This is a genomic window from Alteribacter aurantiacus DSM 18675 (genome assembly GCF_000429705.1).
GTDB lineage: Bacteria > Bacillota > Bacilli > Bacillales > Salisediminibacteriaceae > Alteribacter > Alteribacter aurantiacus.
In genome coordinates this window covers 771,923-796,111 of record NZ_KE386941.1, presented here as the reverse complement: position 1 = coordinate 796,111, position 24,189 = coordinate 771,923, and the positions used below count along the sequence as shown (strand labels likewise).

Annotated in this window: 26 protein-coding genes; 1 reads left to right on the top strand and 25 read right to left on the bottom strand. The window is 41.1% G+C overall.

The annotated features are described in order from the left end of the window. Positions 1 to 59: 59 nt before the first annotated feature. From G476_RS0107300 to G476_RS0107215, 17 genes are all read right to left on the bottom strand, one after another. Positions 60 to 1,241 (bottom strand): pyridoxal phosphate-dependent aminotransferase, encoded by a 1,182-nt coding sequence (locus tag G476_RS0107300; protein WP_026689522.1) that lies wholly within the window; start codon positions 1,239 to 1,241, stop codon positions 60 to 62. Positions 1,242 to 1,287: 46 nt separating this feature from the next. Beyond that, positions 1,288 to 1,848 (bottom strand): cell wall elongation regulator TseB-like domain-containing protein, encoded by a 561-nt coding sequence (locus tag G476_RS22835; protein WP_051314693.1) that lies wholly within the window; start codon positions 1,846 to 1,848, stop codon positions 1,288 to 1,290. Positions 1,849 to 1,863: 15 nt separating this feature from the next. Then, positions 1,864 to 2,031 carry a YpmA family protein gene (locus G476_RS22830; RefSeq protein ID WP_425387215.1) on the bottom strand — a complete coding sequence of 56 codons (168 nt, stop codon included), beginning with the start codon at positions 2,029 to 2,031 and terminating at the stop codon, positions 1,864 to 1,866. 663 nt (positions 2,032 to 2,694) lie between these two features. Beyond that, on the bottom strand, positions 2,695 to 3,987 hold the full coding sequence (locus G476_RS0107280) for an amidohydrolase (RefSeq protein WP_026689520.1): 1,293 nt from the start codon (positions 3,985 to 3,987) through the stop codon (positions 2,695 to 2,697). Positions 3,988 to 4,001: 14 nt separating this feature from the next. Further along, positions 4,002 to 4,904 carry a ComEC/Rec2 family competence protein gene (locus G476_RS0107275; protein ID WP_026689519.1) on the bottom strand — a complete coding sequence of 301 codons (903 nt, stop codon included), beginning with the start codon at positions 4,902 to 4,904 and terminating at the stop codon, positions 4,002 to 4,004. 41 nt (positions 4,905 to 4,945) lie between these two features. Further along, positions 4,946 to 7,744, bottom strand: coding sequence for an ATP-dependent DNA helicase DinG (gene dinG, locus G476_RS0107270; RefSeq protein WP_035186230.1), 2,799 nt, complete (start codon positions 7,742 to 7,744; stop codon positions 4,946 to 4,948). Positions 7,745 to 7,933: 189 nt separating this feature from the next. Next, positions 7,934 to 8,986, bottom strand: coding sequence for a tetratricopeptide repeat protein (locus G476_RS0107265; RefSeq protein ID WP_026689517.1), 1,053 nt, complete (start codon positions 8,984 to 8,986; stop codon positions 7,934 to 7,936). 60 nt (positions 8,987 to 9,046) lie between these two features. Next, a complete protein-coding gene (gene panD / locus G476_RS0107260; protein ID WP_035186228.1) occupies positions 9,047 to 9,430 on the bottom strand; it encodes an aspartate 1-decarboxylase in 384 nt (127 codons plus the stop codon). After that, positions 9,427 to 10,299: a pantoate--beta-alanine ligase gene (gene panC, locus G476_RS0107255; RefSeq protein WP_026689515.1), complete on the bottom strand. Its 873-nt coding sequence runs from the start codon at positions 10,297 to 10,299 to the stop codon at positions 9,427 to 9,429. Before panC ends, panD begins: the two co-directional genes overlap by 4 nt. After that, positions 10,296 to 11,141, bottom strand: a complete 846-nt coding sequence (gene panB / locus G476_RS0107250; RefSeq protein WP_026689514.1) for a 3-methyl-2-oxobutanoate hydroxymethyltransferase — start codon at positions 11,139 to 11,141, stop codon at positions 10,296 to 10,298. Before panB ends, panC begins: the two co-directional genes overlap by 4 nt. A gap of 532 nt (positions 11,142 to 11,673) precedes the next feature. Further along, positions 11,674 to 12,630: a bifunctional biotin--[acetyl-CoA-carboxylase] synthetase/biotin operon repressor gene (locus G476_RS0107245; protein ID WP_026689513.1), complete on the bottom strand. Its 957-nt coding sequence runs from the start codon at positions 12,628 to 12,630 to the stop codon at positions 11,674 to 11,676. Further along, on the bottom strand, positions 12,627 to 13,769 hold the full coding sequence (locus tag G476_RS0107240) for a CCA tRNA nucleotidyltransferase (RefSeq protein ID WP_026689512.1): 1,143 nt from the start codon (positions 13,767 to 13,769) through the stop codon (positions 12,627 to 12,629). The genes G476_RS0107245 and G476_RS0107240 overlap by 4 nt, the downstream gene beginning before the upstream one ends. Positions 13,770 to 13,781: 12 nt before the next feature. Further along, positions 13,782 to 14,912, bottom strand: coding sequence for an N-acetyl-alpha-D-glucosaminyl L-malate synthase BshA (gene bshA, locus G476_RS0107235; RefSeq protein ID WP_026689511.1), 1,131 nt, complete (start codon positions 14,910 to 14,912; stop codon positions 13,782 to 13,784). Beyond that, entirely contained in the window at positions 14,912 to 15,625 is a 714-nt protein-coding gene (gene bshB1, locus G476_RS0107230) for a bacillithiol biosynthesis deacetylase BshB1 (protein ID WP_026689510.1), read from the bottom strand. Before bshB1 ends, bshA begins: the two co-directional genes overlap by 1 nt. Then, a complete protein-coding gene (gene mgsA / locus G476_RS0107225; protein WP_026689509.1) occupies positions 15,618 to 16,037 on the bottom strand; it encodes a methylglyoxal synthase in 420 nt (139 codons plus the stop codon). Before mgsA ends, bshB1 begins: the two co-directional genes overlap by 8 nt. Positions 16,038 to 16,107: 70 nt before the next feature. Further along, positions 16,108 to 16,905, bottom strand: a complete 798-nt coding sequence (gene dapB, locus G476_RS0107220) for a 4-hydroxy-tetrahydrodipicolinate reductase (RefSeq protein WP_156906531.1) — start codon at positions 16,903 to 16,905, stop codon at positions 16,108 to 16,110. Next, the gene (locus tag G476_RS0107215; RefSeq protein ID WP_026689507.1) at positions 16,899 to 17,249 is read right to left on the bottom strand and encodes a nucleotide pyrophosphohydrolase; all 351 of its coding nucleotides are present in this window, start codon (positions 17,247 to 17,249) and stop codon (positions 16,899 to 16,901) included. Before G476_RS0107215 ends, dapB begins: the two co-directional genes overlap by 7 nt. A 181-nt stretch (positions 17,250 to 17,430) precedes the next feature. On the opposite strand from G476_RS0107215, the gene G476_RS0107210 reads away from it, so the two are divergent. Then, positions 17,431 to 18,303, top strand: coding sequence for a YitT family protein (locus tag G476_RS0107210; RefSeq protein WP_026689506.1), 873 nt, complete (start codon positions 17,431 to 17,433; stop codon positions 18,301 to 18,303). Between the two features lie 81 nt (positions 18,304 to 18,384). Here the strand turns inward: G476_RS0107210 and G476_RS0107205 are convergent, their stop codons facing one another. The 8 genes from G476_RS0107205 to G476_RS0107170 all read right to left on the bottom strand — a co-directional run bounded on the left by G476_RS0107205 (position 18,385) and on the right by G476_RS0107170 (position 24,024). Next, positions 18,385 to 19,074: a zinc metallopeptidase gene (locus G476_RS0107205; protein ID WP_425387214.1), complete on the bottom strand. Its 690-nt coding sequence runs from the start codon at positions 19,072 to 19,074 to the stop codon at positions 18,385 to 18,387. 120 nt (positions 19,075 to 19,194) lie between these two features. Beyond that, complete coding sequence (locus tag G476_RS0107200) at positions 19,195 to 20,004, bottom strand: sporulation protein YpjB (protein ID WP_051314691.1); 810 nt, start codon at positions 20,002 to 20,004, stop codon at positions 19,195 to 19,197. A gap of 56 nt (positions 20,005 to 20,060) precedes the next feature. Further along, positions 20,061 to 20,651 (bottom strand): lipoprotein heptaprenylglyceryl N-acetyltransferase LhaT, encoded by a 591-nt coding sequence (gene lhaT / locus G476_RS0107195; RefSeq protein WP_035186225.1) that lies wholly within the window; start codon positions 20,649 to 20,651, stop codon positions 20,061 to 20,063. Positions 20,652 to 20,777: 126 nt separating this feature from the next. Beyond that, on the bottom strand, positions 20,778 to 21,554 hold the full coding sequence (locus G476_RS0107190; RefSeq protein ID WP_026689502.1) for a menaquinol-cytochrome c reductase cytochrome b/c subunit: 777 nt from the start codon (positions 21,552 to 21,554) through the stop codon (positions 20,778 to 20,780). Positions 21,555 to 21,587: 33 nt separating this feature from the next. Next, positions 21,588 to 22,259, bottom strand: coding sequence for a menaquinol-cytochrome c reductase cytochrome b subunit (qcrB, locus tag G476_RS0107185; RefSeq protein WP_026689501.1), 672 nt, complete (start codon positions 22,257 to 22,259; stop codon positions 21,588 to 21,590). A 19-nt stretch (positions 22,260 to 22,278) separates the two neighbouring features. Beyond that, entirely contained in the window at positions 22,279 to 22,776 is a 498-nt protein-coding gene (locus G476_RS0107180) for a Rieske (2Fe-2S) protein (RefSeq protein WP_026689500.1), read from the bottom strand. Positions 22,777 to 22,897: 121 nt separating this feature from the next. Then, positions 22,898 to 23,377, bottom strand: coding sequence for a YpiF family protein (locus G476_RS0107175; protein ID WP_026689499.1), 480 nt, complete (start codon positions 23,375 to 23,377; stop codon positions 22,898 to 22,900). A gap of 95 nt (positions 23,378 to 23,472) precedes the next feature. After that, the gene (locus tag G476_RS0107170) at positions 23,473 to 24,024 is read right to left on the bottom strand and encodes a ReoY family proteolytic degradation factor (protein WP_026689498.1); all 552 of its coding nucleotides are present in this window, start codon (positions 24,022 to 24,024) and stop codon (positions 23,473 to 23,475) included. Positions 24,025 to 24,189 lie beyond the last annotated feature (165 nt).

Sequence of the window (24,189 nt, the reverse complement as noted above, 5' to 3'; positions counted from 1 at the left end):
AATCGTTTGAAATTTATTCTAAACACTTACTTTATGTCCCAGCCTCTTAACAAATTGTGTTATTGGCTCTGTTCAACAAAACGTTTAATGCGGCTTAGCGCTTCTTCAAACTGTTCCAAACTAGTTGCATAGGATAATCGGATGTTATCAGGAGAACCAAACCCGGATCCTGGAACAACCGCTACTTTTTCATGCTCAAGTAGTCCTTTTACCCAATCATCCGTTGTCTTATACGAGGAGCGCTCGACGGCTTTTTTGACGTTTGGAAAGAGATAGAAAGCGCCTTGTGGTTTCACGCAAGTAAAACCATCGATTTGAGTCAGCTTATTGAACGCGGTATCCAACCTGTCTTCAAAAGCTTTTCTCATGGTCTCAACAGATCCATCGTCATCGTTGTAGGCCGCAACAGCACCGTATTGAGCCATAACAGCCGGATTGGACGTAGTATGACTAGCCAAGTTACTCATTGCTTTAATAATCTTCTCGTCTCCTGCGGCATAACCAATACGCCAGCCTGTCATGGAATGGGATTTACTCACACCATTGATCACAATCGTTTGTTGTTTGATTTGATCTGATATTTGTGCGACAGACGTGTGAGTCATGCCACCATAGATCAACTTTTCATAAATCTCATCACTTACAATGAGGATCCCCTTTTCAACACACACCTCGGCAAGAGCTTGTAACTCCTCTTTTGAATACATCACACCGGTAGGATTACTTGGTGAATTCAAAATAAAGGCTTTCGTTTTGTCCGTGATTGCTTCCTTTAATTCCTGTGGTGTCAGCTTAAACTCGTTTGATTCCTTCGCTTCAACAACAACAGCTTCTCCCCCAGCAATCTTCACTTGTTCAGGATAGCTTACCCAGTATGGAGAAGGAACTATAACTTCTTCACCTTCATTCAAAATCGTCTGAAACAAAAGAGCAAGAGCATGCTTTGCTCCACTCGTTACAATGATCTCATTGGAAGTATAATCGAGATTTTGATCTTGATTAAATTTAGATCGAATGGCTTCTTTTAGTGACGCCATTCCACCTGCTGGCGTATACTTTGTATGGCCTTCTTGCATGGAACGAGTGGCAGCTTCAATAATATAGTTAGGAGTATTAAAATCCGGTTCTCCTGCTCCAAGTCCAATGACATCATGCCCTTCTGCTCTTAAAGCTTTTGCTTTTGCCGTGATGGCCAAAGTGCTGGATGGTGTAATGGCGGCGACGCGTGGTGATAATTCCATGATCATTGCTCCTCTCATTTCCTTCATGTGTTTTTTCATCTTGACTTTACGTGGACCTTCTCAACTGATAATGACGGATGTAGTCCCCTTCTTCGAAACTAATGTAATAAAAGGAATACCTGTCTTCTGTATCAATATATACAATTTCATACACAGGCGTTTGGCCAATCATCCCAAGTCGAACTTGTTTAAATTCATCAATACCTAAATGTTGCTCGGCAATTTGTCTCGCTTGACTAGCTGATATTCCGTCTTCTTGCTTACGGATGTACGTTCTTGGTTCGCTCACTTCATCTTCAACATTCTCTTCTTCATCTGACTCTTCAAACACACTACTATAGCTTTCTTGTTCATCTTGGATGGATTCAATCCAGACGTAGACGTCATCCCCTTCTTGATCTACACCATCAATGATATGGTAAGAACGCCTCCCATTGTAGTAAGAGACATTAGAATATTCAGTTATGAGGTCATTTGATAACGCATACTCTATAGACCCTTCAAACGTCTCGTTTTTATTGGATTGTACAGATGAAAAGAGCCATATCAAAGAACTGAATGTAATAATAAAAAGGGTAATACCTGTAAAAATAGTCCAGCGTTTCACTTTTTCACACCTGCTTTAAGTTTCATAAATGGTAAATACCATCTTTTCTCTGTCTTTTTCATCAAGAGAAAGGCCAAACATGAGATCCCTTTCTTTTAATGTTCTGTTTAAAGAATCAACAACTTTGTAAAGATCGTCGCTTTTCGATACCTTGACGGTTGCCAATGTTTCAATTTGACTCACACGGACTCCTCCTTTATGTATTGAATGATCCAATTTCATTGGTGATGTTTTCCCTTCTAAAAGAAATATTAACTCTCATAACTCCTACCGCTAAGGTGATAATAATACTATCGCTCAACAAAAGGGGGAATGAGCGTGAAGGATCGTCATGAGGAGGGAAGGCTTCTTTCGACGGCGGAATGGTATCACATGGAAAAAACCACTTTCAGCCTTCGATCACCTGCCCGACCTCACCATTTTAACACATTAACAATCAGTTTTAGACAAACAAAGTTCCCTGAAGAATGTGAAAACCAATAATAACCCTGACCTGTACTCCGGATAAATTGCCTGCACCCCACCAAGCAGGTTATTTGTCTTTTTATAAGGCTGTTTTAGTACAGATTGATGCTTTTTAAATGTAATTCTTCATCGCTAGAATGATGGTTGAAGCCCTTCGCTTTCCGTGGCGGTGCTAGCAAGCCTCCTCGGGCGTTGCCCTGTGGGGTCTTGCATTGCCCCCACGGCCACAGGAGTCTCGAGCCCTTCTGCTTCAACTTTTCTTGTATAAAAGCAACAATACTTCCGAAAACAGCATTTTATAATGGTAAATACCTCAAGTAGGGAAATTTCTTTTTACGATTTGTGATTCATTCAACAAATCTTTCCTTTATTACAAGTTCATTAAAGTGCTTTTAATACTTCATTTGCTTCAAAGTGAATTTTCTCTTCATCGAGCGTTAAAAGTTCGCGATTTTTCACCAATTGTTTTCCCTTTACAAACACATCGGTAACATCACTACCTTTTATAGCGTAGATCAAATGAGACACAAGCCTTTCTTGATCATTTGGCAACACATGGGACTGAGTAATATCTACGAAAGTAAGATCCGCATCAAACCCTGATTCCAGCACCCCTTTGTTTTCAAACCCGAGTGCTTTTGCACCATTTCTTGTTCCCATTAACAAAACATCTCTTGCCGTTGTTACAGTAGGGTCTTCGTTCACCCCTTTATGAATAAGGCTAGAAAAACGCATTTCTTCAAATAAATCTAACGTATTATTACTCGCTGTAGAGTCAGTTCCAATGGTTACATTAACCTTCTGAGCTAACATTTCTTTTATGTTCATAATACCCGATCCCAGTTTTAGGTTGCTTTTTGGGTTATGCGAAATGTAAACTCCTTTTTTACCAAGCACTTCAATCTCTTTACGTGATAGGTGGACGCCGTGAGCAATCAAAGCATGTCCATCAAAGAAGCCAAGTTCATCCAGGTGCTCTCCCGGACTTTTACCGTAATTCTTTATATGCTCTTGTACTTCTTTCCTCGTTTCTGCAAGATGGGTATGTAAACCAATCCCGAACTGCCTCGATTTATCAATAATTTGTTCTAAAAATAGTGGAGGACACGTATACGGCGCATGTGGTGAAAGCATGACATTCAATCTGCCATCCCCAATCCCATGCCAACGTTTAAATAGATTAACCGATTCGTCAAGCTTCTCCTTTTGCTCTTCACTGGAACAAAGGCCGATCATCCCTCTGCACAATACCCCATTCATACCGCAGTTAAGAATCAACTCTGCTGTTTGGTCCATATGTAGGTGGTACATGTCAAGAAACGTTGTCGTACCACTTTTAAGCATTTCACTCATAGCTAAAGAGGTAGCAGCTTGAATTGTATCTTTTGTAAACGTTTGTTCTGCTGGCCACATGACTTCACTTAACCATGTGTAAAGTGGTAAGTCGTCCCCAGCACCCCTTAATAGTGAGCTCCCAGTATGTCCGTGAGTATTTATAAGACCTGGAATGACAAGTTTTCCCTTAGCATCGATAACATCATCAAAAGTAAGGTCTAACTCGTCTTTATATATTCCTTCAATAACGGAATCGTTTATTACCATAGATCCTTTTGTAATGGGACTTTGCTGATTGAGCGTTAAAAAGTACCCATTTTTAATCAATCGTTTCCCCATTGCTAAACGCTCCTTTATTTATCTTTAAATCCGAGGAATCCCTTTAAACGGTTAGCCATTTGTTCTAATTGTTCTTTTTCAGCAGGTCTAATCGTAAAAATCTCATAGTCTTCCTCGCTCCACTTTATTGAAATCGTTCCCGTGCGTGACGTTTGAAAGATCTCGATCCATGTCCCCTGTAGCCTTTCTAATACGTTTTTGCTGGCAGGTTCATTATCATTTTGAAAGATCACCGCCACTTGAGGGTCCACTTCATCAAGTAACCGTTGACTTGTTCCTCTATCACTTGCGAACTCCGCTACCTTAAGTACAGTGGACTTAACGTTGTAGTTTTCAATGATGAATTTCTCAACTTGATGATCGGCCACACTCATGAACAATAATTTCTTATCCGTATGATCCAGAAGCAGTACTGATGCTCCTTCATATATACCTGGACGCGTATCAACATACAATACATGGGCCATTACCCGGTCCATCACATAAAGATCGTCTTTCGCTTCATATAAATGAATGTTCGATTGGACAGAAGAAACGAGTGGCCTAACATCTTCGTACATCGCTTTAGGAATGGATACTTCTTTTACATTATAGATATCAATGACTTCTTGAAGGTTTCCAGTGTATTCACCTTGTTTATTCGTAATAATCACTCTGTCGATTTCTGTGATGTGATACATATCAAGCCGTTCGAAAAGCTCTTCTTTGCTTTTTCTATGCCCGGTATCAATCAATGTTCGTTCACCTTTAGCGTTTTCAATTAATGTTGCTTCACCGTGGGTTAAATCAAAAAACGTATAAGCTAATTCGCCTGAATCGAGGTTTAAGTCTACATCAACCTCCTCTTCACCGAAAGCTACATTTGTGCAAAAGAAAAAGAAAGCCAGCATAGCAATTCCTATTTTAACGATTTTCATTCACATTCGGCCCTTCTGTGAAAATGACACACTATGCTTCATTATAACCAATTTTTAAGATCTTCTTCCAACTCCGCAATTGACCCTTCTACAACGTCTACATCTGGCAATGATTTAATAAATAACTTCCCATATCGAGTCGTATTCACTCTCCGGTCAAGAACAACGACAGCGCCTTTATCCGTCTTTTTTCGAATCAGTCGGCCAAACCCCTGTTTAAAGCGGATAATCGCTTGCGGTATGGCTAACTTCATGAAGGACGATTTCCCTTCCTTTTCAAGCATTTCAGCCTTTGCTTTGTAAATCGGCTCATCAGGGGAAGTAAAGGGAAGCCTTGCCATAACAAGTAAAGTCAAATCTTCACCAGGGATGTCAACACCTTCCCAAAAGCTGCTCGTTCCTAACATGACTGCTTTTTCGAATTGTTGAAAGCTCTTTGTGAGTTTAGAACGACTACCACTATTAACTCCTTGGGATATAAGCATAAAATCTTCGTCTAAAATATCCTTTAACAACTCGTGACTTTTTCTTAACATGTCGTACGAGGTAAATAGTACAAGCATACGACCTTGAGTAATTTGAGAAAGCCTGTATAAATGCAATACGATCGTTTCAATGTAAGTACGTTCGTCAACTTTGTTCAGTAGTGGAACGTCATCAGGAATCATTAGTTTTGCCTGTTCTTTCCAAGAGAAAGGAGAATCAATGACCATGGTTAATAGGGGAAAATCCTCCAACCCCAAGTTATGGATCACATAATCGAATTTCCCACCAACGGTCAAGGTAGCTGATGTTAAAACAACGCTGTCTTTTTTACCGAATAACTCATCTGCAAGAATCATGCTTACATCTACCGGTCTGGCTTGTAAAGTCACCGTTTGCTTCGGCCCTCTAGTTTCTGCTTCCATCCAGTAGACCGTATTCTCTTCCCAATTCAAAAGGAGTTCTTCTAACGTCTTTTTTGCCTCATGTAGCCGATCAACAATCTGAGCAACGGACTGAACCACTACGTTATACGTTCGCTTGCTTTTGTCTGGTAATGAATAATCTGTTGGGTATAAATCCATCCGCTCGGCTAACGTCATAAATACTTCCAAGGCTTTCTCGCATGTAAAAATGGAACGAGAAGCGATTTCCTTCATTTCGCTTAACTCGTCATGTCTTGGGTCATAGGTTACGGTTACCTTTCCTCTTTCATTTTGCTTCTTCTTTTTACGATAAGCCCAGTGATGCAAATATAAAAACAGGTCATTCACCTCTGCTTTTGCTTCCTTAGCAGAATGTTCGACGTCTTTTATGATGGAATTAATCTTTTGATCTTCAAATAAGGTACGTGAAATATTTGACAATAGCCCTCCACCATCAATGGACCCTGCTTCATTAAATAATTGAGAAAAAGTGAGGTAATCAAGTCTCATTCCAAGCTGGTTCGAGGCTGCTTGTTCAAAGTGATGCCCTTCGTCTATGATCAGTTGTTTATATGCTGGAAGAATTCCACTCCCTTCTTCCAGATCGGAGAGAATTAAGGCGTGGTTCGTAATAATAATGTCTGCCTTTCTTGCTTTGTTTCTTGCAAAATGATAGAAGCAGTAAGGGTACCATGTATTAGACCCCTCATCCTCAATCCCTACACTAATCTCATTCCAAAACCTTTTTCCAGCTGTGCTCAGGTTTAGTTCTTCCACATCTCCTGTTATGGTCTCCGTAAGCCACACAAGAATTTGACCTTTTGTTAAATTCCGATCGTAATTCTCATACGGATCCTCTCCGATTATAGCTTCAAATTTTTGCAAACTTATGTAATGCCCTCTTCCTTTAATGAGTGTAGCCCGAATAGAAAAAGGAAGAATCTCTTCAAGGATCGGCACATCATTTTTCAAGAGTTGTTCCTGCAGTTGGATCGTGTAAGTTGATATGACGACGGGACTGTCAGATTCCTTTGCAAAACACGCTGCAGGCACGAGATAACCGAGGCTCTTTCCTGTACCGGTTCCCGCTTCAATTAATCCATGCTGTCGTGTCGAAAGAGATTCATGAACAAGACTCATCATCTGCTTTTGTTCAGGGCGATCTTCATACCCGGTAATGGCACTTTCCATTGCGTTATTTTTTATGATCGACTCGAATGGAATGTTTTTTTTCTGGGGCTTTACAAGTTGTTCTTCAAATCTTTTTTTGGAAAGTGCAATCCCTCGATACACTTCAATTCCCTCTTCAGCCTGGTTAATGGCACGTTCTTTATCGTGTATCCATTCAGTAATGAGGGGTTTAATATCACTACGATAAGCAAATGCCATCTTTTTTAGTTGCTGAAGGGTCACCATGGGCAAGCTTTTAAACTTTGCAAGGATGTCTAGTAACAGCATAGCCGTTGCCTCTGCATCACTATCTGCTCGATGGGGCATCGTATGGTCCAGATCAAATTCTTCACTTAACTGTGTGAGTTTGAATCCATCTGCCGTAGGATACATTAGTCTAGATAGTTCTACCGTATCGAGTACCGGACCCTCAAATGGCGCGTATCCACTTGCTTCCAATTCATCGTTAATAAACGTCAAATCGAAGTTGACGTTGTGGGCGACAAAGTAAGCTTTGTCTAAATGTTGAAGAAGCGTTGGTGCTACTTCGCTAAAATCAGGTGCAGATTCAACCATGTTGTCATCAATTGATGTCAGTGATTGAATAAATGGAGGGATCGGTTTATTAGGGTTCACATATGTCATGAACCGTTCCACCATTCGGCCTCCCTCGATCACAACAAAGGCAAGTTGAATAATTCGGTCTCCTTTTTTATAGGATACTCCTGTTGTTTCTACGTCCAATACGACAAAGCGTTCCATACTTACATCCTCCATACTCCCAAAATCCCATGTTAGTTTCCTATGTATAAAACTTGTTATTATTGTTTGTATTTGCTCTTTTTATTAATCCTTTTTTATTTCATCCCGGCTTGTGGTAAAGATTAAATTCACCATACATATGGATAAAAGGCTCAAGAAGACGTTCAATCTTCTTCAGCCTTTAGAATACTACATTTTAAGCTGTGAATGGAGGATTTTTTCTAAAAGTGGATGGGAGACTTTTTCTTTTTTCAGGTAGGAAAGCACCCACTCTTGCTCACTCGTCCACCCCCATTTCGTTAACAGCCAAAGAAATGATATCCATCCATTTACATTTTTAGGGTACTGATTTACAAGTGTGACAAACAAATCGTATGATTCTTTTTTCCGATCCATTAATCCTAAATTCCAAGCAGTACCATGAATAACAGCTTCCGTTTCAATTCCAAACTCTACAAGCTTGTTATAACAATGAAGGGCACAAAGGAACTCCCCTCGTTCTTCAAACTCACAAGCCAACGTTAATACCACATCGAAATCTTTCGGTTCTTCAATTACGTTATACCATAATTCAAATGCTTTTTGTTCATCCCCGCACAAAGCATATGTCTTTCCAAGCCAATAGAGCGCTTCAGGGTCAGGTGAAGCCTCGACTGCTCGGTAAAACCACTCTTTTGCCATTTCATATTTCTTTAGCCAGTAAAAACATGTGCCTAAATTATATACTACATCGTCATTTTGTTTTACTGTGAGCGCTCGTTCAAAAAATGGAATCGCTTCTTCAATCTGTTCTTTTCGTCCTTGGACAAGACCTAATCCCACTAAGGAAAAATGTTTCTCTACATCATCGTCTGTCTGTTGATATACAGTTAAAAAAGCGTCAATAGCCCGCTCATCATCCTCTTCATATATACAAGCATACCCTAAATATAGGAGAAGCCTTGTTTTATTAGCAGTACCGGACAATTCTTCTGATAATTTTCGTTTCGATTTATCATACATTTCAAGCAAATAGTAACCTATCCCTTCAGATGAGGGCGTAGGTGTTGAAAATGAAAGTGGATGCCCCCCGCATAAAACGGTTTTTAATGAAGATAATAATTCATCTTGTATCGTCCATAAATCCAATAGCTTGGCATGGTCATGCTCCAAGTCATGGATGATCGTGTGCTGCTGGTCTGTAGACAATTCATGAAAATGTTCTGCTAACCAAAGGCACTTTTCTTCCCATCCGATGTTCATAAAAAAATCCCCCTCTGTCCTCTATACTGTAAGTGTTCGAATCAGAAGGGGTCCTTATACTTATGGGAGGCAGGTAGAAGCTGGTTCCGTTTGCATCATGTCAACAATATCGTTGTCCTCGTTTAGAATGGCTACTTTTGGTACGTGGTCTAACGCTTGTTCATGACTCATCCATTGATAGGCGATAATGATAACCTGATCGTTTGGTTGTACAAGCCTAGCTGCAGCCCCATTTAAGCAGATCGTTTTACTGCCTCTTTTCCCAGGGATCACGTATGTTTCCAGTCTCGCTCCATTGTTGTTGTTTACAACTTGTACTTTTTCATTCGGGAGTATATCAACAGCTTCCATCAGCTGTTCATCGATGGTAATACTTCCCACATAGTTCAAGTTTGCTTCTGTTACCGTTGCTCTGTGCAGCTTTGCGCTCATCAATTGTCTCATTTTACTTCCTCCATTTGTTCTAATTTAAATAAACAGTTGTCAATCAATCTGGCACGGGAAAAAGATACAGCACAAGCTAAAATCAGCTCGTTTACTGTTTGCATTTTTTCGGTTGTTTCAATTGTTTCCATACCCGGGAACGAACGCAACTCAATATAATCAACAGTACCAGAGGTGGTTGACGAAATGGTGTCGTGAAAACGGGTTATGACTTTCTCGATTTCTTCCCCTTGCATAAGAAGGTCCTTCATTTTAATAAGAGAAGAATAAATGGTCGGCGCTTCCATCCTCTCTTGATCAGTTAAATTCACATTTCTTGAGCTTTTAGCAAGTCCGTCTTCTTCTCTAACTGTTGGTATTCTAACAATGTCAATGGGAATATGGTATTCGTTCACCATGGATTCAAGTACAGCAACTTGTTGGGCATCCTTTAAACCAAAGTAAGCTTTCGTTGGCAACACCATCCAAAACAGCTTCATGACTACTGTTAAAACGCCATCGAAGTGACCTGGACGAGATCGGCCGCACAATGCGTCAGCTCCGTCTTTTAGAGTGATGATGGACTTCATTGGCTGTGGATACATTTCATCACCATTTGGAATGAACAAAAGGTCTGTACCTGCTTTTCCAGCTCTTTTTGTATCCCACTCCTCGTTTCTTGGGTACGTAAGATAATCTTCACCTTGATTGAACTGAAGAGGATTTACGAAAATACTGGTTACAACAAGATCGCACTCCTCTTTTGCCTTTTTAATCAAAGCTTCGTGACCTTCATGTAAATATCCCATCGTCGGGACAAAGCCGACCCTTTGTGTATTGTGTTGCTTCTTCCATTGCCTTAGCTCTTCTACCGTTCTTACAACCTTCATGATTTTTTCCCCGTAGTTGTATACAATTGATCCATTTCTGTCTCGTTCATAGTAAAATGATGCTCTTCGCCGGGGAAAATACCTGACTTGACGTCTCGATTGTAGCTTAATAAAGCATTTTGGATAGGCTCGGCAAGATTTGCATATTTCTTCACAAATTTCGGGACTCGATTTGTTGTATATCCCAGTACATCGTGCCAAACAAGCACTTGACCATCCGTGTGAGCACCTGCTCCAATACCGATTACAGGGATAGATAAGGCCTTTGTAATGATCTTTGCCAGCTGCCAAGGTACGCATTCCAACACAAGCATAATGGCTCCAGCCTCTTCCGCGCGTTTGGCATCTTCAATGAGCATTGAAGCGGACTCAGCATCCTTCCCTTGTACCTTGTACCCTCCAAGCACGCCAACGGTTTGTGGAGTAAGCCCCAAGTGTGCGACTACAGGAACCCCTGCGTTTGTTAAGTGTTCTGTTATTTCAAACACATGCCCGCGCCCTTCCACCTTGACCGCTTGTGCTCCAGCTTCTTGCATAAGCCTTCCTGCATTCTTTATAGCGTGGTCGACAGAGCCGTGGTAACTTAAAAACGGCATATCACTTACCGTAAACGTGTTCGGTGCCCCTCTTTTCACAGCTTTCGTATGGAGAATCATATCATCCATCGTTACGGGTATGGTGGAGTCATAACCCATCACAACCATTCCCAAGCTATCTCCTACTAGGATCATGTCCATCTTTGCTTCTTCTACGTGACGTCCTGCAGGTGCATCGTACGCTGTAATCATCGTAATCTTCTCTTTATTTTGTTTCATTTCTTTGAATACTGCTGAATTTTTCATGGTCTCCTCCTTAAAAAGACTGAAAAAAACGACTTTTTCAGTACCTATTTAAATGGTCTTGTTACCGCCCATCATTAAGAAGGACTGTTCATCAAAAATGGCCTTCTCCTGTTAGGAAGAAGGCCAACTTTAAGAAACCGAATGAATATTCGGACTTATGTTTATGAACGTTCCTTCTGTCCCTGTCACGTGGTTAAGATCAAGGCAGATCTGTTTAATTGAGTGTGGAAAACTGCGGTACAGTTCTTTAGGTAAGATACTGTCCACCTTGAGTATAGCAAAGAACGGAGTCAGGATGTACATATTTTTATTTTGATCGAAGTAAATAAGCAGACGAAAGGTGTATCCGGAATGTTCTTCTCTTTCCGCGGCGGTCCAGTGAGCTTCAACGTTCTTGGGTCTCACCTTGGCCCCGAGTCTTCGAACATTTCGGCTACACCTATTCACACATATTAAGGTTTAATTATCCCTGTAACCTTTCTTTTACAAAGGTTACAGGGATATCACCAACTAAGACCAAACGAAGGAAGCTTTAGCACTCAATATCAGCAGAATAGATGTGTCTTAACGTCCCATCTTGTTCTCTTAAAAGCAAAACGCCTGCATCGTCAATTCCTGTAGCTATGCCGATGATCGTTTCCTTTGGCGTTCTTGCCGTAATTTTTTTACCCATCGTTAACGCATGAGCTTCCCAAAGAGGTTTTATGGCAGTAAACCCTTCTTTTAAATAAACATCATACAGCCATTTCCATTCTTCTAAGATAGCAGCCAGAACGTCTACGCGACTAACGGGATCCCCTTTCTCGATTTTTAATGAAGTTGCGATTCGATCTAATGGAGAAGGAAATGTTGATTGGTTTACATTCAATCCGAGGCCAACAATAATGGCATTTACTTTATCAGGCTCTGCTTGCATCTCGGTTAAAATACCGGCTACTTTTTTCCCTTCAAATAAAATATCGTTAGGCCATTTAATTTCAGGACTAAGACCTGTACTATTCTTAATGCCTCTCACAACGGCTACAGCCGTTAGCAACGTTAACTGTGGTGCTCGTTTCACTTCAATATCAGGCCTTAAAATTAAGCTCATCCAAATGCCTGTTTCCCTTGGTGAATGCCACTCCCGTCCCAATCTCCCTTTTCCTTTCGTCTGCTCATCGGAAAGAACGATTGTCCCTTCAGGCGCATTTTCACTTGCTAGGTGATGAGCCGTTTCTTGAGTGGAGTGGAGTGTCGTATAATGGTGAACAGCCGTTACGAAAGTATCCGACGATAATCGTGATTCAAGCTGGTGCTTCGTTAAAAGATCCGGCTCCTCCCCTAATCGATACCCTTTCTTGGGAGCAGCTTCCACGTTGTATCCCTCTTTTCGTAAAGCATCAATATGCTTCCAAACTGCGGTTCTTGAACAACCAAGCTTTTCACTAATTTTCTCGCCGGATATAAATTCTTTGTTTGTTCTTAAAATTTGCAGAAGGCTCGACTTCATTCTGTTCGTTCCTTTCGTATGTAATCGAAAACCGCCGTTCGCGTATTAGTAATCGCGCCGGTAAGAATCGCTTTTTCGACTTTTTTCAATGTGTTACCGACCCATTTTCCTTCGTCGATATTAAAGGCTTCAATCAACGTTTTTCCGTTTACACACATGTCTTTTTTATTTTTGATCGGCAACTTTTCGTATTGATCGATCACTTCTTCGACTTTTGCCTTTTCACCATTTAAAAGCGCTCTTGTTTTTTCACACGCAACCAGTTGATCCTTTCCGGCTTGATACAACGTCTCGTTCGTCCAGCCTTCTTCTTTGATCAATTCAACCACTCGAAGGATTGTTTTGGCTTCTTTTTTAATTTGATTGCTCCTTTTATAAACCCTAAGCACCTCATTCAGGTGTTCATGATCACCTGCGCCTAAGAAGTACCATAAGTGCTCAATTTGAGCAATCGAAAATGGATGCGAATAGGACTTCAGCATATCCAACCATTTTTCTCTAGAAGGAAACATGTGGGAAAGGTGGGTTAGAAGGGGGCACTGCAAAAGATCCAAAATCTTGTCTTTTCCCAAATTTTTCCCAAGCATTTTTTCCAATTCCAATGCGGCCCTCTCTTTCGCTATGCTCGAAATTAACGAGGCGTGGACGTGAATAGCCTCTTGTGTTCTCTTCTCGATTTTAAAATTGAATAAAAACACAAAACGATATGCTCTAAGCATCCGCAGGGGATCTTCAAAAATACGTTCATTCGGATCGTTTACGGCTCTAAGAATTTTTTTCTTAAGATCGTCTTCTCCTTTAAACGGATCAATCACCTGTCCGTTTTTATCCAAAGCCATAGCATTAATCGTGTAATCACGACACCCTAAATCGCCGATAATATTCTTTCCCCTAAACGTCGTCACTTCTATCGGTGTGCCTTTTACAGGAATAAGGACGGTCCCATGTTCCAATCCCACTTCTATTGCTTTTGAAAAAACACCAATCACCTCTTGGGGAGAGGCATTGGTTGACACGTCAACGTCCCTAACTGGTTGATTCATAAGTCGATCCCTGACAGCCCCACCAACTGCATAAGCTTCATAGCCTTTAGCGTGGAGTTTACGTATGACTTCTTCAGCTGCTTTCCATGGTGTCATAGGGAGTCCTCCTTACCCTTGCCTAAGTGTACGCTCATAGACCTCTTCATACTGGGCAACGATGCGATTTTGATGAAACACTTCCTCCGCTCTTCTCTGTGCTTCATTCGCCATTGTGCGGTGCAACGTTTCGTTAGAAAGCAACTGAACCGCTTTTCTTGCTACCTCATCTATGTCGCCCAGTTCACAAATATATCCGCACTCACCATCTGTAATGACTTCTGGTATCCCGCCAATGCGAGAGCCGATAACAGGAACTCCGCAAGCCATCGCTTCCAAAAGGACAAGCCCAAAGCTTTCCTTTTCACTCAATAGAAGCTTAAGGTCGCTCATGGACAAAAGATCTGCCACTCGTTTTTGGTTCCCTAAAAACAATACATCGTTTTCAAGGCCCAGTTCCTTAACGAGTTCACAAACTACCCTATGTTCAGGTCCATCTCCAATTAAAAGCAACTTCGCCGGTAGCTGCTCTTTAATTTTTGCGAAGCTTTTGACCACATCAGGTACACGTTTCACTTTCCGGAAGTTTGATACGTGAACAATCACCTTTTCTTCAGCAGAAATTCCGTATTCTTCCTTTAAGTCGTGGTTGCTTTTTGGATAATACACCCGATGATCGATGAAATTATAAACTGTGTCTATTTGTTTTTTTGTGCCTAAAAGGTCATGTGTTTGTCTGACAAGATCATCCGATACGGCAGTAACAGTATCAGAACGCTCAATACCAAAACGGATCATGTCCGTTAGAGATGGATCGTATCCGAGAACGGTAATGTCCGTTCCATGGAGAGTTGTCACAACTTTCAGCGACCCACCAACCATTTCCTTTGCCAAATGAGCACTAATGGCATGAGGGATAGCGTAGTGGACGTGCAAAATATCCAGTTCTTCACGTTTTGCCACCTCCGCCATTTTACTTGCAAGAGCCAAGTCATACGGAGGGTAACGAAACACGGAATACTGATTGACTTCAACTTCATGAAAGTAAATGTTTGCATTCACATTCTCCAAACGAAAAGGCAGGCTGGAAGTGATGAAATGTACTTCATGACCCCTTTCAGCCAGGCTTTTTCCTAATTCAGTCGCGACTACACCTGATCCTCCTACAGTTGGATAGCAAGTGATTCCAATTTTTCTTTTCATCATGTTTGTTCCTCTTTCACTAAATCTGTCATGGCTAATGGACGGGACACTTTAAACCCCTCCCCGTACTCTGCACCGATGATTTGACCAATCACCTGCTCTCGTGCTTTGATCCTCTCGATGTAGCCATCCGTAAGTGGTGTGGCTATGGTATCGGCAGTTGTTTCGAATTGACTTTCGAATGCCTGTAACGCGTATAGTTTTTGCTCAATATGACCGGTTATATCAACGACGAAGTCAGGGTCGATAAATCCGTTGATTTGATAAAAATAAAGAGAAGTCGGTTTATGAGGTTTACCTGACTGCTCGTTGTATTTATATATCCCTGCATTAAAAACCGCTTCTTTAACAAGCTCCCCAGTATGTATATGGTCCGGATGTCTGTCCTTCGTATTCGGAGCAAAGACGACCTTTGGGCGGTAGGTTCTTATGAGTTCCGTTATTTTTTTTATAACCTTCTCTTTGTCAACCATCAAACCTCTGTCAGGAAAGTCAAGTTGTACAACAGACGTCACGCCTAGCCGTTTCGCTGCTTCGTCCGACTCTTCCTGTCGCTTTTCCACTGTACCGTTTGAGGAGAGCTCCGCTTTGGTCAAGTTCACGATCGTACTCGTGTAACCTTTCTTTGAATGAAGCGACAAAGTACCTCCCATTCCAATTTCAACATCATCAGGATGGGCACCGAATGCCAATAAATCGATGGACTTACTCACTCTTACCGCCGCCCTTTTCTTGAACAACTTTTCGCCATTCAAAGTCTCCCCGTTCTAGCCCTTTTAAGAGAACCTCTCCTGTTGCCATATTAGTAGCTAAAGGAATTTTATATACATCACAAAGACGAATTAAGGCTGTCACGTCCGGTTCGTGAGGCTGAGCTGTAAGGGGGTCTTTAAAAAAGAGAACCAGGTCCATGTCATTTTTTGCGATCAACGCTCCGATTTGTTGATCCCCACCTAGAGGACCGCTTTGAAAACGATGGATAGAAAGAGAAGTCTCCTCCATAATTCGTTTACCTGTTGTACCCGTGGAGTACAGTTGATGTTGATTTAAAACCCCTTCAAAAGCAATAGTGAATTGTACCATTTCGGCTTTCTTTTTATCGTGTGCAATAAGTGCGATGTTCAACAGACTCTCCCCTTTTTATTCGCGGTTATGTTTGTATTATTCATTTTCTCTCCCGTAGCTTTTCGTTACCCTACTCGATAATGTGCTCAAGTCCATATACGAGTACATTCATCTTCATAGCCGCTTCACAAGCAAGCTTTACGCCCGGCATGAAAGAACGTCGGTTCATGGAATCGTGACGAATTTTTAACGCTTGTCCTTCCCCGCCAAAAATGACTTCTTGGTGAGCAACCAGACCAGGTAATCGCACACTATGGATTCGCATTCCTTCAAAGTCCGCACCTCTGGCTCCTCTAAGGGTTTCCTCTTCCTCAGGATGACCTTGCTCTTTGGATTCTCTTACTTCACTAATCAACTGAGCCGTTTTCACAGCTGTTCCGGACGGTGCATCAAGCTTTTTATCATGGTGTTGTTCAATAATTTCTACATCGGGCATGTACTTGGCTGCCATTTGAGAGAACTTCATCATTAAAATTGCACCAATGGCAAAGTTCGGGGCAATGATAGCGCCGAGCTCTTTTTCTTCGGCAAGCTTGCTAAGCTCTTCTACATCATCATCGGTAAATCCTGTCGTACCGATTACGGGTCTTACACCATTTAAAAGGGCTTGCTTCATATGTACCTTGCCTGTCTGAGGGTTAGTAAGGTCGATTAATACGTCAGGCTCTACTTTTTGAAAACATTCTTCTGCATCAGAAAAGATTGGAACATCCAGCTGTGGATAACCGTCAACATCATTCATATTCATACCGTCATGTTTTCTGTCAATCACACCTACAAGTTCGAATTCCTCTGTTTCAGTAACCATTGTTACTGCTTCTCTTCCCATGTTCCCTCTTGGCCCTGCAATTACAATTCGTGTCATGATTCATTCTCCTTACTGTCTATTTTAGTCCAGCGGTCCTTGTCCCGCGTATTGAATTTGTGCATAACAAGATCGTGCGCCTCTTCCATGTCTACATCGAGAGAATTAGCAAGGCACGTGAGTACAAACAGAATGTCACCGATCTCTTGTTCAATCGTCTTTTCTTCTTCCGAATTCTTTTTTGGTTTCTCACCATAATGATGGTTTACTTCTCTTGCAAGTTCACCCATTTCTTCCGTCAGTCTCGCCATCATGGCAAGAGGAGAAAAGTAGCCTTCTTTAAACTGAGAAATGTATTCATCAACTTCTGATTGCATTTGAGTAATCGTTTTTTTGTTTTTTTCCATATAGCACCTCTTATATCTATACTTACTGCTTATCGTAGCGGATCATAGACACATTTACAAATGAATCGATATGGATAAGACTAGTTAAAACTATATCATATCTAGGAGAAAAGAGGATTGCCCGCGCTTTACTATAGATATATAATTAAGCAAGTCTTACAAGCTTTGGAGGTACACGCTTATGATTCATGAAATCAAACTCAAAAACATTCTTGCCATTTTATTTGGAACAGCCATTATGAGTTTTGGACTTGTTTACTTCAACATGGAAAACAACCTTGCTGATGGAGGGTTTACGGGTATCACATTGATCTTATACTTCATCTTATCCATCGACCCGGCTTTTTCCAACCTAGCATTGAATATTCCCCTATTCATTATAGGATGGAAGATACTAGGACGAAATGCCTTTATCTATACACTCATAGGAACCGTTGGTGTCTCTATTTTTCTATTCATCTTTCAACGTTATACGTTTTTCTCCATTCCTTTGGATGATGATATGACACTGGCTGCCCTTTTTGCCGGTGTATTTATTGGAGTTGGATTAGGGATCGTATTCAGATACGGCGGAACAACTGGCGGTGTCGACATCATTGCAAGACTCGGTTTTAAATACCTAGGCTGGAGTATGGGAAAAACGATGTTCATCTTTGATGCGATCGTTATTACAGGTTCACTTATTTATTTAAATTACAGAGAAGCAATGTACACTTTGTTGGCTGTATTTATTGCAGCTAAAGTGATTGATTTTATGCAACAAGGCGCTTATTCTGGAAAAGCAGCCATGATTATCTCTGAAAAAGCCCCTGAAATTTCCGCCCAAATTATGCTTGAAATGGATCGTGGGGCTACACTCCTAAAAGGAAAAGGAAGCTTTACGGGTACGGATAAAGAAGTATTATATTGTGTGATTGGGAGAAACGAAATGGTTCGTTTAAAAACCCTTATTGATAAAGTGGACCCTCACGCCTTTGTTACTTTAACAGACGTGCAAGATGTGATGGGTGAAGGTTTTACTTTAGACGAAAACAAACGTCCTTTGGGGATCTAACCCTACTAGCGTCACGTTGAGATTCATATGGACAACCCATCTAAAAAACCTCTTGCCCAGTTGGACAAGAGGTTTTGTTTTTTATTCGTCTCTCATGACAAAGTACATTAAGATAAAACGCACTAGCTCGAGAACTGCAACTACAGCACCAGCTACATAGGTTAACGCAGCAGCATTTAATACTTTCTTCGTCTGCTTTTCTTCGTCATTACGAATAACGCCTACTGAAATCACTTGATCCATCGCCCTGCTTGAAGCATTAAACTCCACAGGTAGTGTAACAAGCTGGAACAAAACGGCGAAACTCATAAGAACGATACCGGCTAATAACAGGTTTGCCTGGGTAAGGAACACTCCGGCTAAAATTAGGATAAAACTGAAGTTAGATCCGAGACTTGCTACTGGAACGAGGGCATGACGGAAACGAAGAAATGCATAGTCTTCAGCATCCTGTATCGCATGACCTACTTCGTGAGCAGCTACAGCCGCACCAGCTACGGAATTACCATAGTAGTTGCTTTCGGATAAGCGTACCGTTTTAGAACGTGGATCGTAATGATCCGTCAACTTCCCTTTTACAGGTTCTACGGTTACATCATAAATACCGTTGTCATTTAAGATTTTTTTAGCAACCTCTGCACCTGACATACCAGAAGATGACGGTACTTGAGAGTATTTTTTAAATGCTGATTTCACACGCATCTGTGCCCATAAAGGTACTAAAAGCAAGATGGCAAAGTATACAAGAAATGCTCCCATACTTCCAAACATAATGAGTCCCTCCGTTTTCATGTCTCTTTACTTAATATCAATTTTAGTCAAACTCCGTATACGTGTCAATCAACATGCATTTTGACACATGATCTTGAAGTAACGGAAAAAGAAGGGCGATTACTCCCTTCTTCTCACTTTTTTCTTTTCACTCTGTCCTTCGTACTTTTTCCAACCTGCATAGGTTAAAGCGAAAACAATTGCTCCTCCGATCGTAAGAATCACCCATATAAGTGATGGATCTTGAGCATCTTGATCAACATCTCCGAAAATCATGTCCAAGTCACTGAGCATAATGGAGATCGTACTTAACAAATTTGAAGCCGCCCGTGGTTCATGACGATTCCTTTCAACATAGACAACTTGACTGTCAAAGCGCTGATAAACGTGAGGCTCTAGTGTAGCTTGCCATGCAGGTCGTACAACTTCATAGCTCTTCAAGAATCGATTCAGCTGTTGCTGATAAAGATTCCTATCTTCATCTTCATGTGCAGCTGCCATCGACTCTAAGGGTACTGCTATTGAATCTTTCGTCTCTTTCCACAAAGGGTGCTTGCTTGAATCATAAACATCTATGAGTAACCTGAATGAAGATAGGGTTCTTACTCGATCTTCATGACTCATACTCATACTTGTAGTTGCTTCTTCTGCACGTTCATATGATGAAACAATAACTCTCAAATCATTCATGGAAAGATCGAAATCTGAAGAACGAACCGATAAAAACTGTTGTGAAAAGTGATTAAGCAGCTGTTTGGCTTCGTCGTATCTTTGCTCTTTTACAAATTGAAGAATCGTATCACTGGTTTTATTTAACTCACGCCACAATTCACGATCTTCTTGGTCTATACCTGAGTCTGCGTGGACTGCAAACGGAAGTAGACATAATATTAATATAGACAACAAGAGAAACCCTTTTCTTACTTTCATGCCTGTCCCTCCTTTTTTACCTAATTCATCCTATGAGGTGGGACAACTTGATAGACCTAAAATCCAAGGGTTCTCTTTTTTTGTTTGTTCATGACATAAACAATGAGTAATGATAAAACACTTAACCAAAAAGTGAAATAAGCGATCTGTTCATAATGGGGTAAAATCAACCTCGATACATAAGGGTGCATGCCATAAATATAATCAATTACGTCATTATGTAGCGTCCATACAGCCACTAAAATTAAATGCCATGGTTTTATTCGATAAAAAGGAGCATAAAGGAGACCTTGCACGGCCATCCCTAGGTGGGAAGCAATTAGCATGTAATGATCCCATCTTAATTCAGCACCTAACACGGCAGGCCACACAATCATAACCACAGCCCAAACCCCATACTTGAACAAAGTAACTGCGGCTAATGCTTCGAATAAAGGAAGGTTTTTCTTCAATAAGAAAGCAATTAATACAATAACGAAGAAAAGACTTGCTGTGGGGCTATCAGGTACAAAGAGTAAGAAAATCGGTGGTGTATTGGCTAATTGTGACTCATACCACATGTACCCATAAATTGTTCCAGGGATGTTAATGATAAGAAGCAAAATAATGGCCCACCTTTGTCCCAGCATCGTGTAAATTTTCTCCATGACTTTCTCACCTCGTTCCTCTCTATAGTATATCCGGACGTCATTTGGAATAATGTCCCTACTCTTTCATAAATGTAAAAAAAGCTGACTGAATAACTTCAGTCAGCTTTTTACTTTGATTATTCATTATTCTGCGTCTTGACCATCGTTGGCAATCCACTCTGCCAAGATCTCTAGTTCTTCATCGGAACCATCGAATTGGTCACCTGGCATTTCACCTTGTCCGTTTCGAATGATTTCCGCATAGTCTTCAGCATCGTAATCATTTTCAAAGATGTTCGGACCAGCCGCTCCACCTTCTCCTTGATCACCATGACAGCCTATACAAGCTTGCTGACTCATATAGATTTCATACCCTTCAGAGCTTTCATCGATCTCTACATCTTCAACGATCGCACCTTGTCTCGCTGCAGCTTCCCAGTCATGCTGGTCTACAGACTCCCAAGTTAAGAAGATAATTGAAACAATACCAAGCATCATCAACGCACTTGCAATCGGACGACGAAGTGGGCGACGCTCAACACCGTTGTCCAACCACGGCGCAAGAAGTAGTGCACCAAAAGCGATACCAGGCATTACTACTGCACCAATGACCGTGTAGGCACCGGCAGCGAACTCATACTTTAATAACTGGTAAAGAAACAAGAAGTACCAGTCAGGTAACGGTATGTAACCTGAATCGTTCGGGTCCGCAACCCTCTCCAACGGTGATGGGTGGGCAATTGTTAAACATAAATAACCGATTAAGAAAACCGCTCCGACCATCCACTCACGTAGAAGGAAGTTCGGCCAGAATGCTTCTGTTTTATGTGGATACTCCGAATAATCTTTTGGAATATTCGGCATCCTTGTAGCCGGGACACGAGAGTCTCCGACAAACTTCATACCTTTCCCGCGATGCATAGATTTCCCTCCTTTTCTGCGTCAAACCGGATCCTACAATGGACCGGAAATTCCTTGTTTACGGATCATGTAGAAGTGAGCTCCAAGTAATCCAAGAAGCGCACCAGGCAAGAAGAACACGTGAATAGCGTAGAAACGCGTCAATGTTTGTGCTCCAATAATCTCGCCACCTGCTAACAGTGTTTTGGCGAAGGTACCAACGACCGGCACGGCCTCGGCAATCTCAAGACCTACGACTGTAGCAAAGTATGCTTTCATATCCCAAGGTAATAGATAACCGGTAAATCCTAGACCAAGCATGACGAAGAAAATGAGAACTCCGACAACCCAGTTTAATTCACGTGGCTTTTTGTATGAGCCTGTAAAGAATACTCGCAACGTATGTAAGAACATCATTACGATAACCAAACTTGCTCCCCAGTGGTGCATTCCACGTACAATAACACCAAAGGTAACTTCATTTTGTAAGTAATAGACCGATTCATAAGCATTCACGATGTCTGGCACATAATACATGGCCAAGAACATTCCTGAAAGGATTTGAATTACTGTAACAAAGAACGTCAGTCCTCCGAAACAATAAACAAATGCTGAAAAATGATGGGCAGGGTTTACGTGCTCAGGCACTTCGTGATCGGCAATATCACGCCACATGGGGGTGATATCTAACCGCTCATCTACCCAATCATAGATTTTTTGTAACATTCACTACGCCCCCTTCTTCCTAACGTTGCACTGTTCTTCCTAAGTAAAGATCGCCATCACGAATTTCCATTTCGTAAACGTCTAATGGACGTGTTGGTGGCGTGTTAGGAACGTTTGTTCCGTCTTTTTCGAACCGGCCAAAGTGACATGGGCAATAGAATTGCTCAGGGTAATCTTCATTACCTTCCCAGTTCACTGTACAGCCTAAGTGAGTGCAAACAGGTGAAAGAGCTACAATCTCATCACCTTCTCTGTAGACCCAAGCCACTCGATCAACATCGGACGTATACCAGGCGTCTTCTTGCTCGATTGTAAAGTTGAATCGTTGCGGCTCCTCTGTAAGGTCATCCACCGAAGTTACTCTTATAAAATCCGTATCTCCACCTGCTTGTAATGCAGGATCCAAAGCAAAGCGAGCCATCGGCATAAGCATACCAGCTGCCATGAAACCGCCTACACCTGTTAGTGTATACGTCAAAAATTGACGTCTCGACACTTTGTGTTCTTTTTCACTCACGACTTTCCCTCCTCGCTCCTATGATCTCTAAAGCTGCCATTTAAACACACAAATATCATACTAAGACATTATAATGATAGCTTAAAAATTCATGAAAAGTCAACAGAATCAGACAATGTGTTTATGAATTTCTTTCTTTCGGCTCCGACTGCCACTTGTCCGTGATTAGAGGTAGGAGTTGTTTCATTTGACCTGTTATCATCTCCTTGGCATATCCGGGGTCTAAGTTTTCTAATGGAAGAGCCGGTACCCAAATTAAGAGATCAGGAATTTGTTGCTCTACTCGCTTCCAGTCTCCATCACAAGTAACATAAATGATATGTTTAAAACCATTGTCGAAAAAGTGACGATCCCATTCTTTTAGACGAGCAATCTTACTTTCATTATGTTCTGAGATTAAATATGTAAATGGAGGAAGTTGAAAGAGCCTTCCTTTAAACTGCTTTTCCATCTCTTCTATTAAGATGGAAGAAAACTCTCCTTTTGATACAGCCCCTTTTTGATCCTTTTCCCAGTCTAGTGGTATAAGAGGGATAATGGCGGTGTCTACATATTCTTTTGCTTTCAAATACATGTCAATGTCGCTAGTGGTCCACTTCACAAAATGACAACTCCTTATGTTCGTAGCTTTTGTATTCTTACGTAACCCTATTCTTACCAACTTTCAAAACTCATTTTAACACAAAAGAAAAGCCCTTACACGTTAAGGGCTTTTAATCGTTTGTATTCATTTGCAAGTGTGTGAAATCGTTCTTCGTCCCCATTTAGAAGAGCTTGGTCAATTTCACCTTGGATAGCCTTAATTCTTTCATTTCTTATGGATTGCTCCAAAACCATCTCAGCCATCAATTGATGGATATTGGTTTCCTCTTCATTCACTGGCAAGTAGGGGTTCTCCTCAAGTACGGCAACATACTGGGGCGTCATTTGCTTGTCTTTAAAATTAAGTTGAATGAAAATCTCTTCATTTCGGTTTAATCTGATGTCGTGAAATGACTTTTCTGCATCCATAGTAACATGTTGGTTTTTGTGAAAAGCAAAAGGGACAGAATCAACATCGTTCGTAGAAATCATTAACGCTTTCGGACAGTAATCGGCTTGTTCAACAAAGTGGACGCGTTCCATTAATATGTCATCGCTCATCAAGAAGTTCAACAACCAAGCACATTCACGACGCTTCAACTGATATTGATCGAGAAACCACTTTAAGAAGTCACGTTTCTCCATGACCGGAACAGTATTATTCATCTTCACCCCTCCTCAATCATGAATTGCTATTGTTATTTGGAGTTCTGAAAAAATGTAACCGTTTCTATAAATGTTTATATTCGTTACAAATTCGAAAAATCCTTTTAATGAAGAATATTTTTAAAAGATTTTTTGCACTTACCGGAATCCATTCATTTTAAACCC

Bases quoted from the DNA above. Each gene is read 5' to 3' on its own strand.
- G476_RS0107190 (WP_026689502.1), bottom strand. From the start codon at position 21,554: ATGCATCGCGGGAAAGGTATGAAGTTTGTCGGAGACTCTCGTGTCCCG.
- G476_RS0107280 (WP_026689520.1), bottom strand. From the start codon at position 3,987: ATGGGGAAACGATTGATTAAAAATGGGTACTTTTTAACGCTCAATCAG.
- G476_RS0107265 (WP_026689517.1), bottom strand. From the start codon at position 8,986: ATGAACATCGGATGGGAAGAAAAGTGCCTTTGGTTAGCAGAACATTTT.
- G476_RS0107215 (WP_026689507.1), bottom strand. From the start codon at position 17,249: ATGGAAAAAAACAAAAAAACGATTACTCAAATGCAATCAGAAGTTGAT.
- panD (WP_035186228.1), bottom strand. From the start codon at position 9,430: ATGAGACAATTGATGAGCGCAAAGCTGCACAGAGCAACGGTAACAGAA.
- G476_RS0107205 (WP_425387214.1), bottom strand. From the start codon at position 19,074: ATGTTTGGAAGTATGGGAGCATTTCTTGTATACTTTGCCATCTTGCTT.
- qcrB (WP_026689501.1), bottom strand. From the start codon at position 22,259: ATGTTACAAAAAATCTATGATTGGGTAGATGAGCGGTTAGATATCACC.
- panB (WP_026689514.1), bottom strand. From the start codon at position 11,141: ATGAAAAATTCAGCAGTATTCAAAGAAATGAAACAAAATAAAGAGAAG.
- lhaT (WP_035186225.1), bottom strand. From the start codon at position 20,651: ATGGAGAAAATTTACACGATGCTGGGACAAAGGTGGGCCATTATTTTG.
- G476_RS0107300 (WP_026689522.1), bottom strand. From the start codon at position 1,241: ATGGAATTATCACCACGCGTCGCCGCCATTACACCATCCAGCACTTTG.
- dinG (WP_035186230.1), bottom strand. From the start codon at position 7,744: ATGGAACGCTTTGTCGTATTGGACGTAGAAACAACAGGAGTATCCTAT.
- bshA (WP_026689511.1), bottom strand. From the start codon at position 14,912: ATGAAAAGAAAAATTGGAATCACTTGCTATCCAACTGTAGGAGGATCA.
- G476_RS0107275 (WP_026689519.1), bottom strand. From the start codon at position 4,904: ATGAAAATCGTTAAAATAGGAATTGCTATGCTGGCTTTCTTTTTCTTT.
- G476_RS0107240 (WP_026689512.1), bottom strand. From the start codon at position 13,769: ATGACACCATGGAAAGCAGCTGAAGAAGTCATACGTAAACTCCACGCT.
- G476_RS0107200 (WP_051314691.1), bottom strand. From the start codon at position 20,004: ATGAAAGTAAGAAAAGGGTTTCTCTTGTTGTCTATATTAATATTATGT.
- G476_RS0107170 (WP_026689498.1), bottom strand. From the start codon at position 24,024: ATGAATAATACTGTTCCGGTCATGGAGAAACGTGACTTCTTAAAGTGG.
- G476_RS0107245 (WP_026689513.1), bottom strand. From the start codon at position 12,630: ATGAAGTCGAGCCTTCTGCAAATTTTAAGAACAAACAAAGAATTTATA.
- G476_RS0107210 (WP_026689506.1), top strand. From the start codon at position 17,431: ATGATTCATGAAATCAAACTCAAAAACATTCTTGCCATTTTATTTGGA.
- panC (WP_026689515.1), bottom strand. From the start codon at position 10,299: ATGAAGGTTGTAAGAACGGTAGAAGAGCTAAGGCAATGGAAGAAGCAA.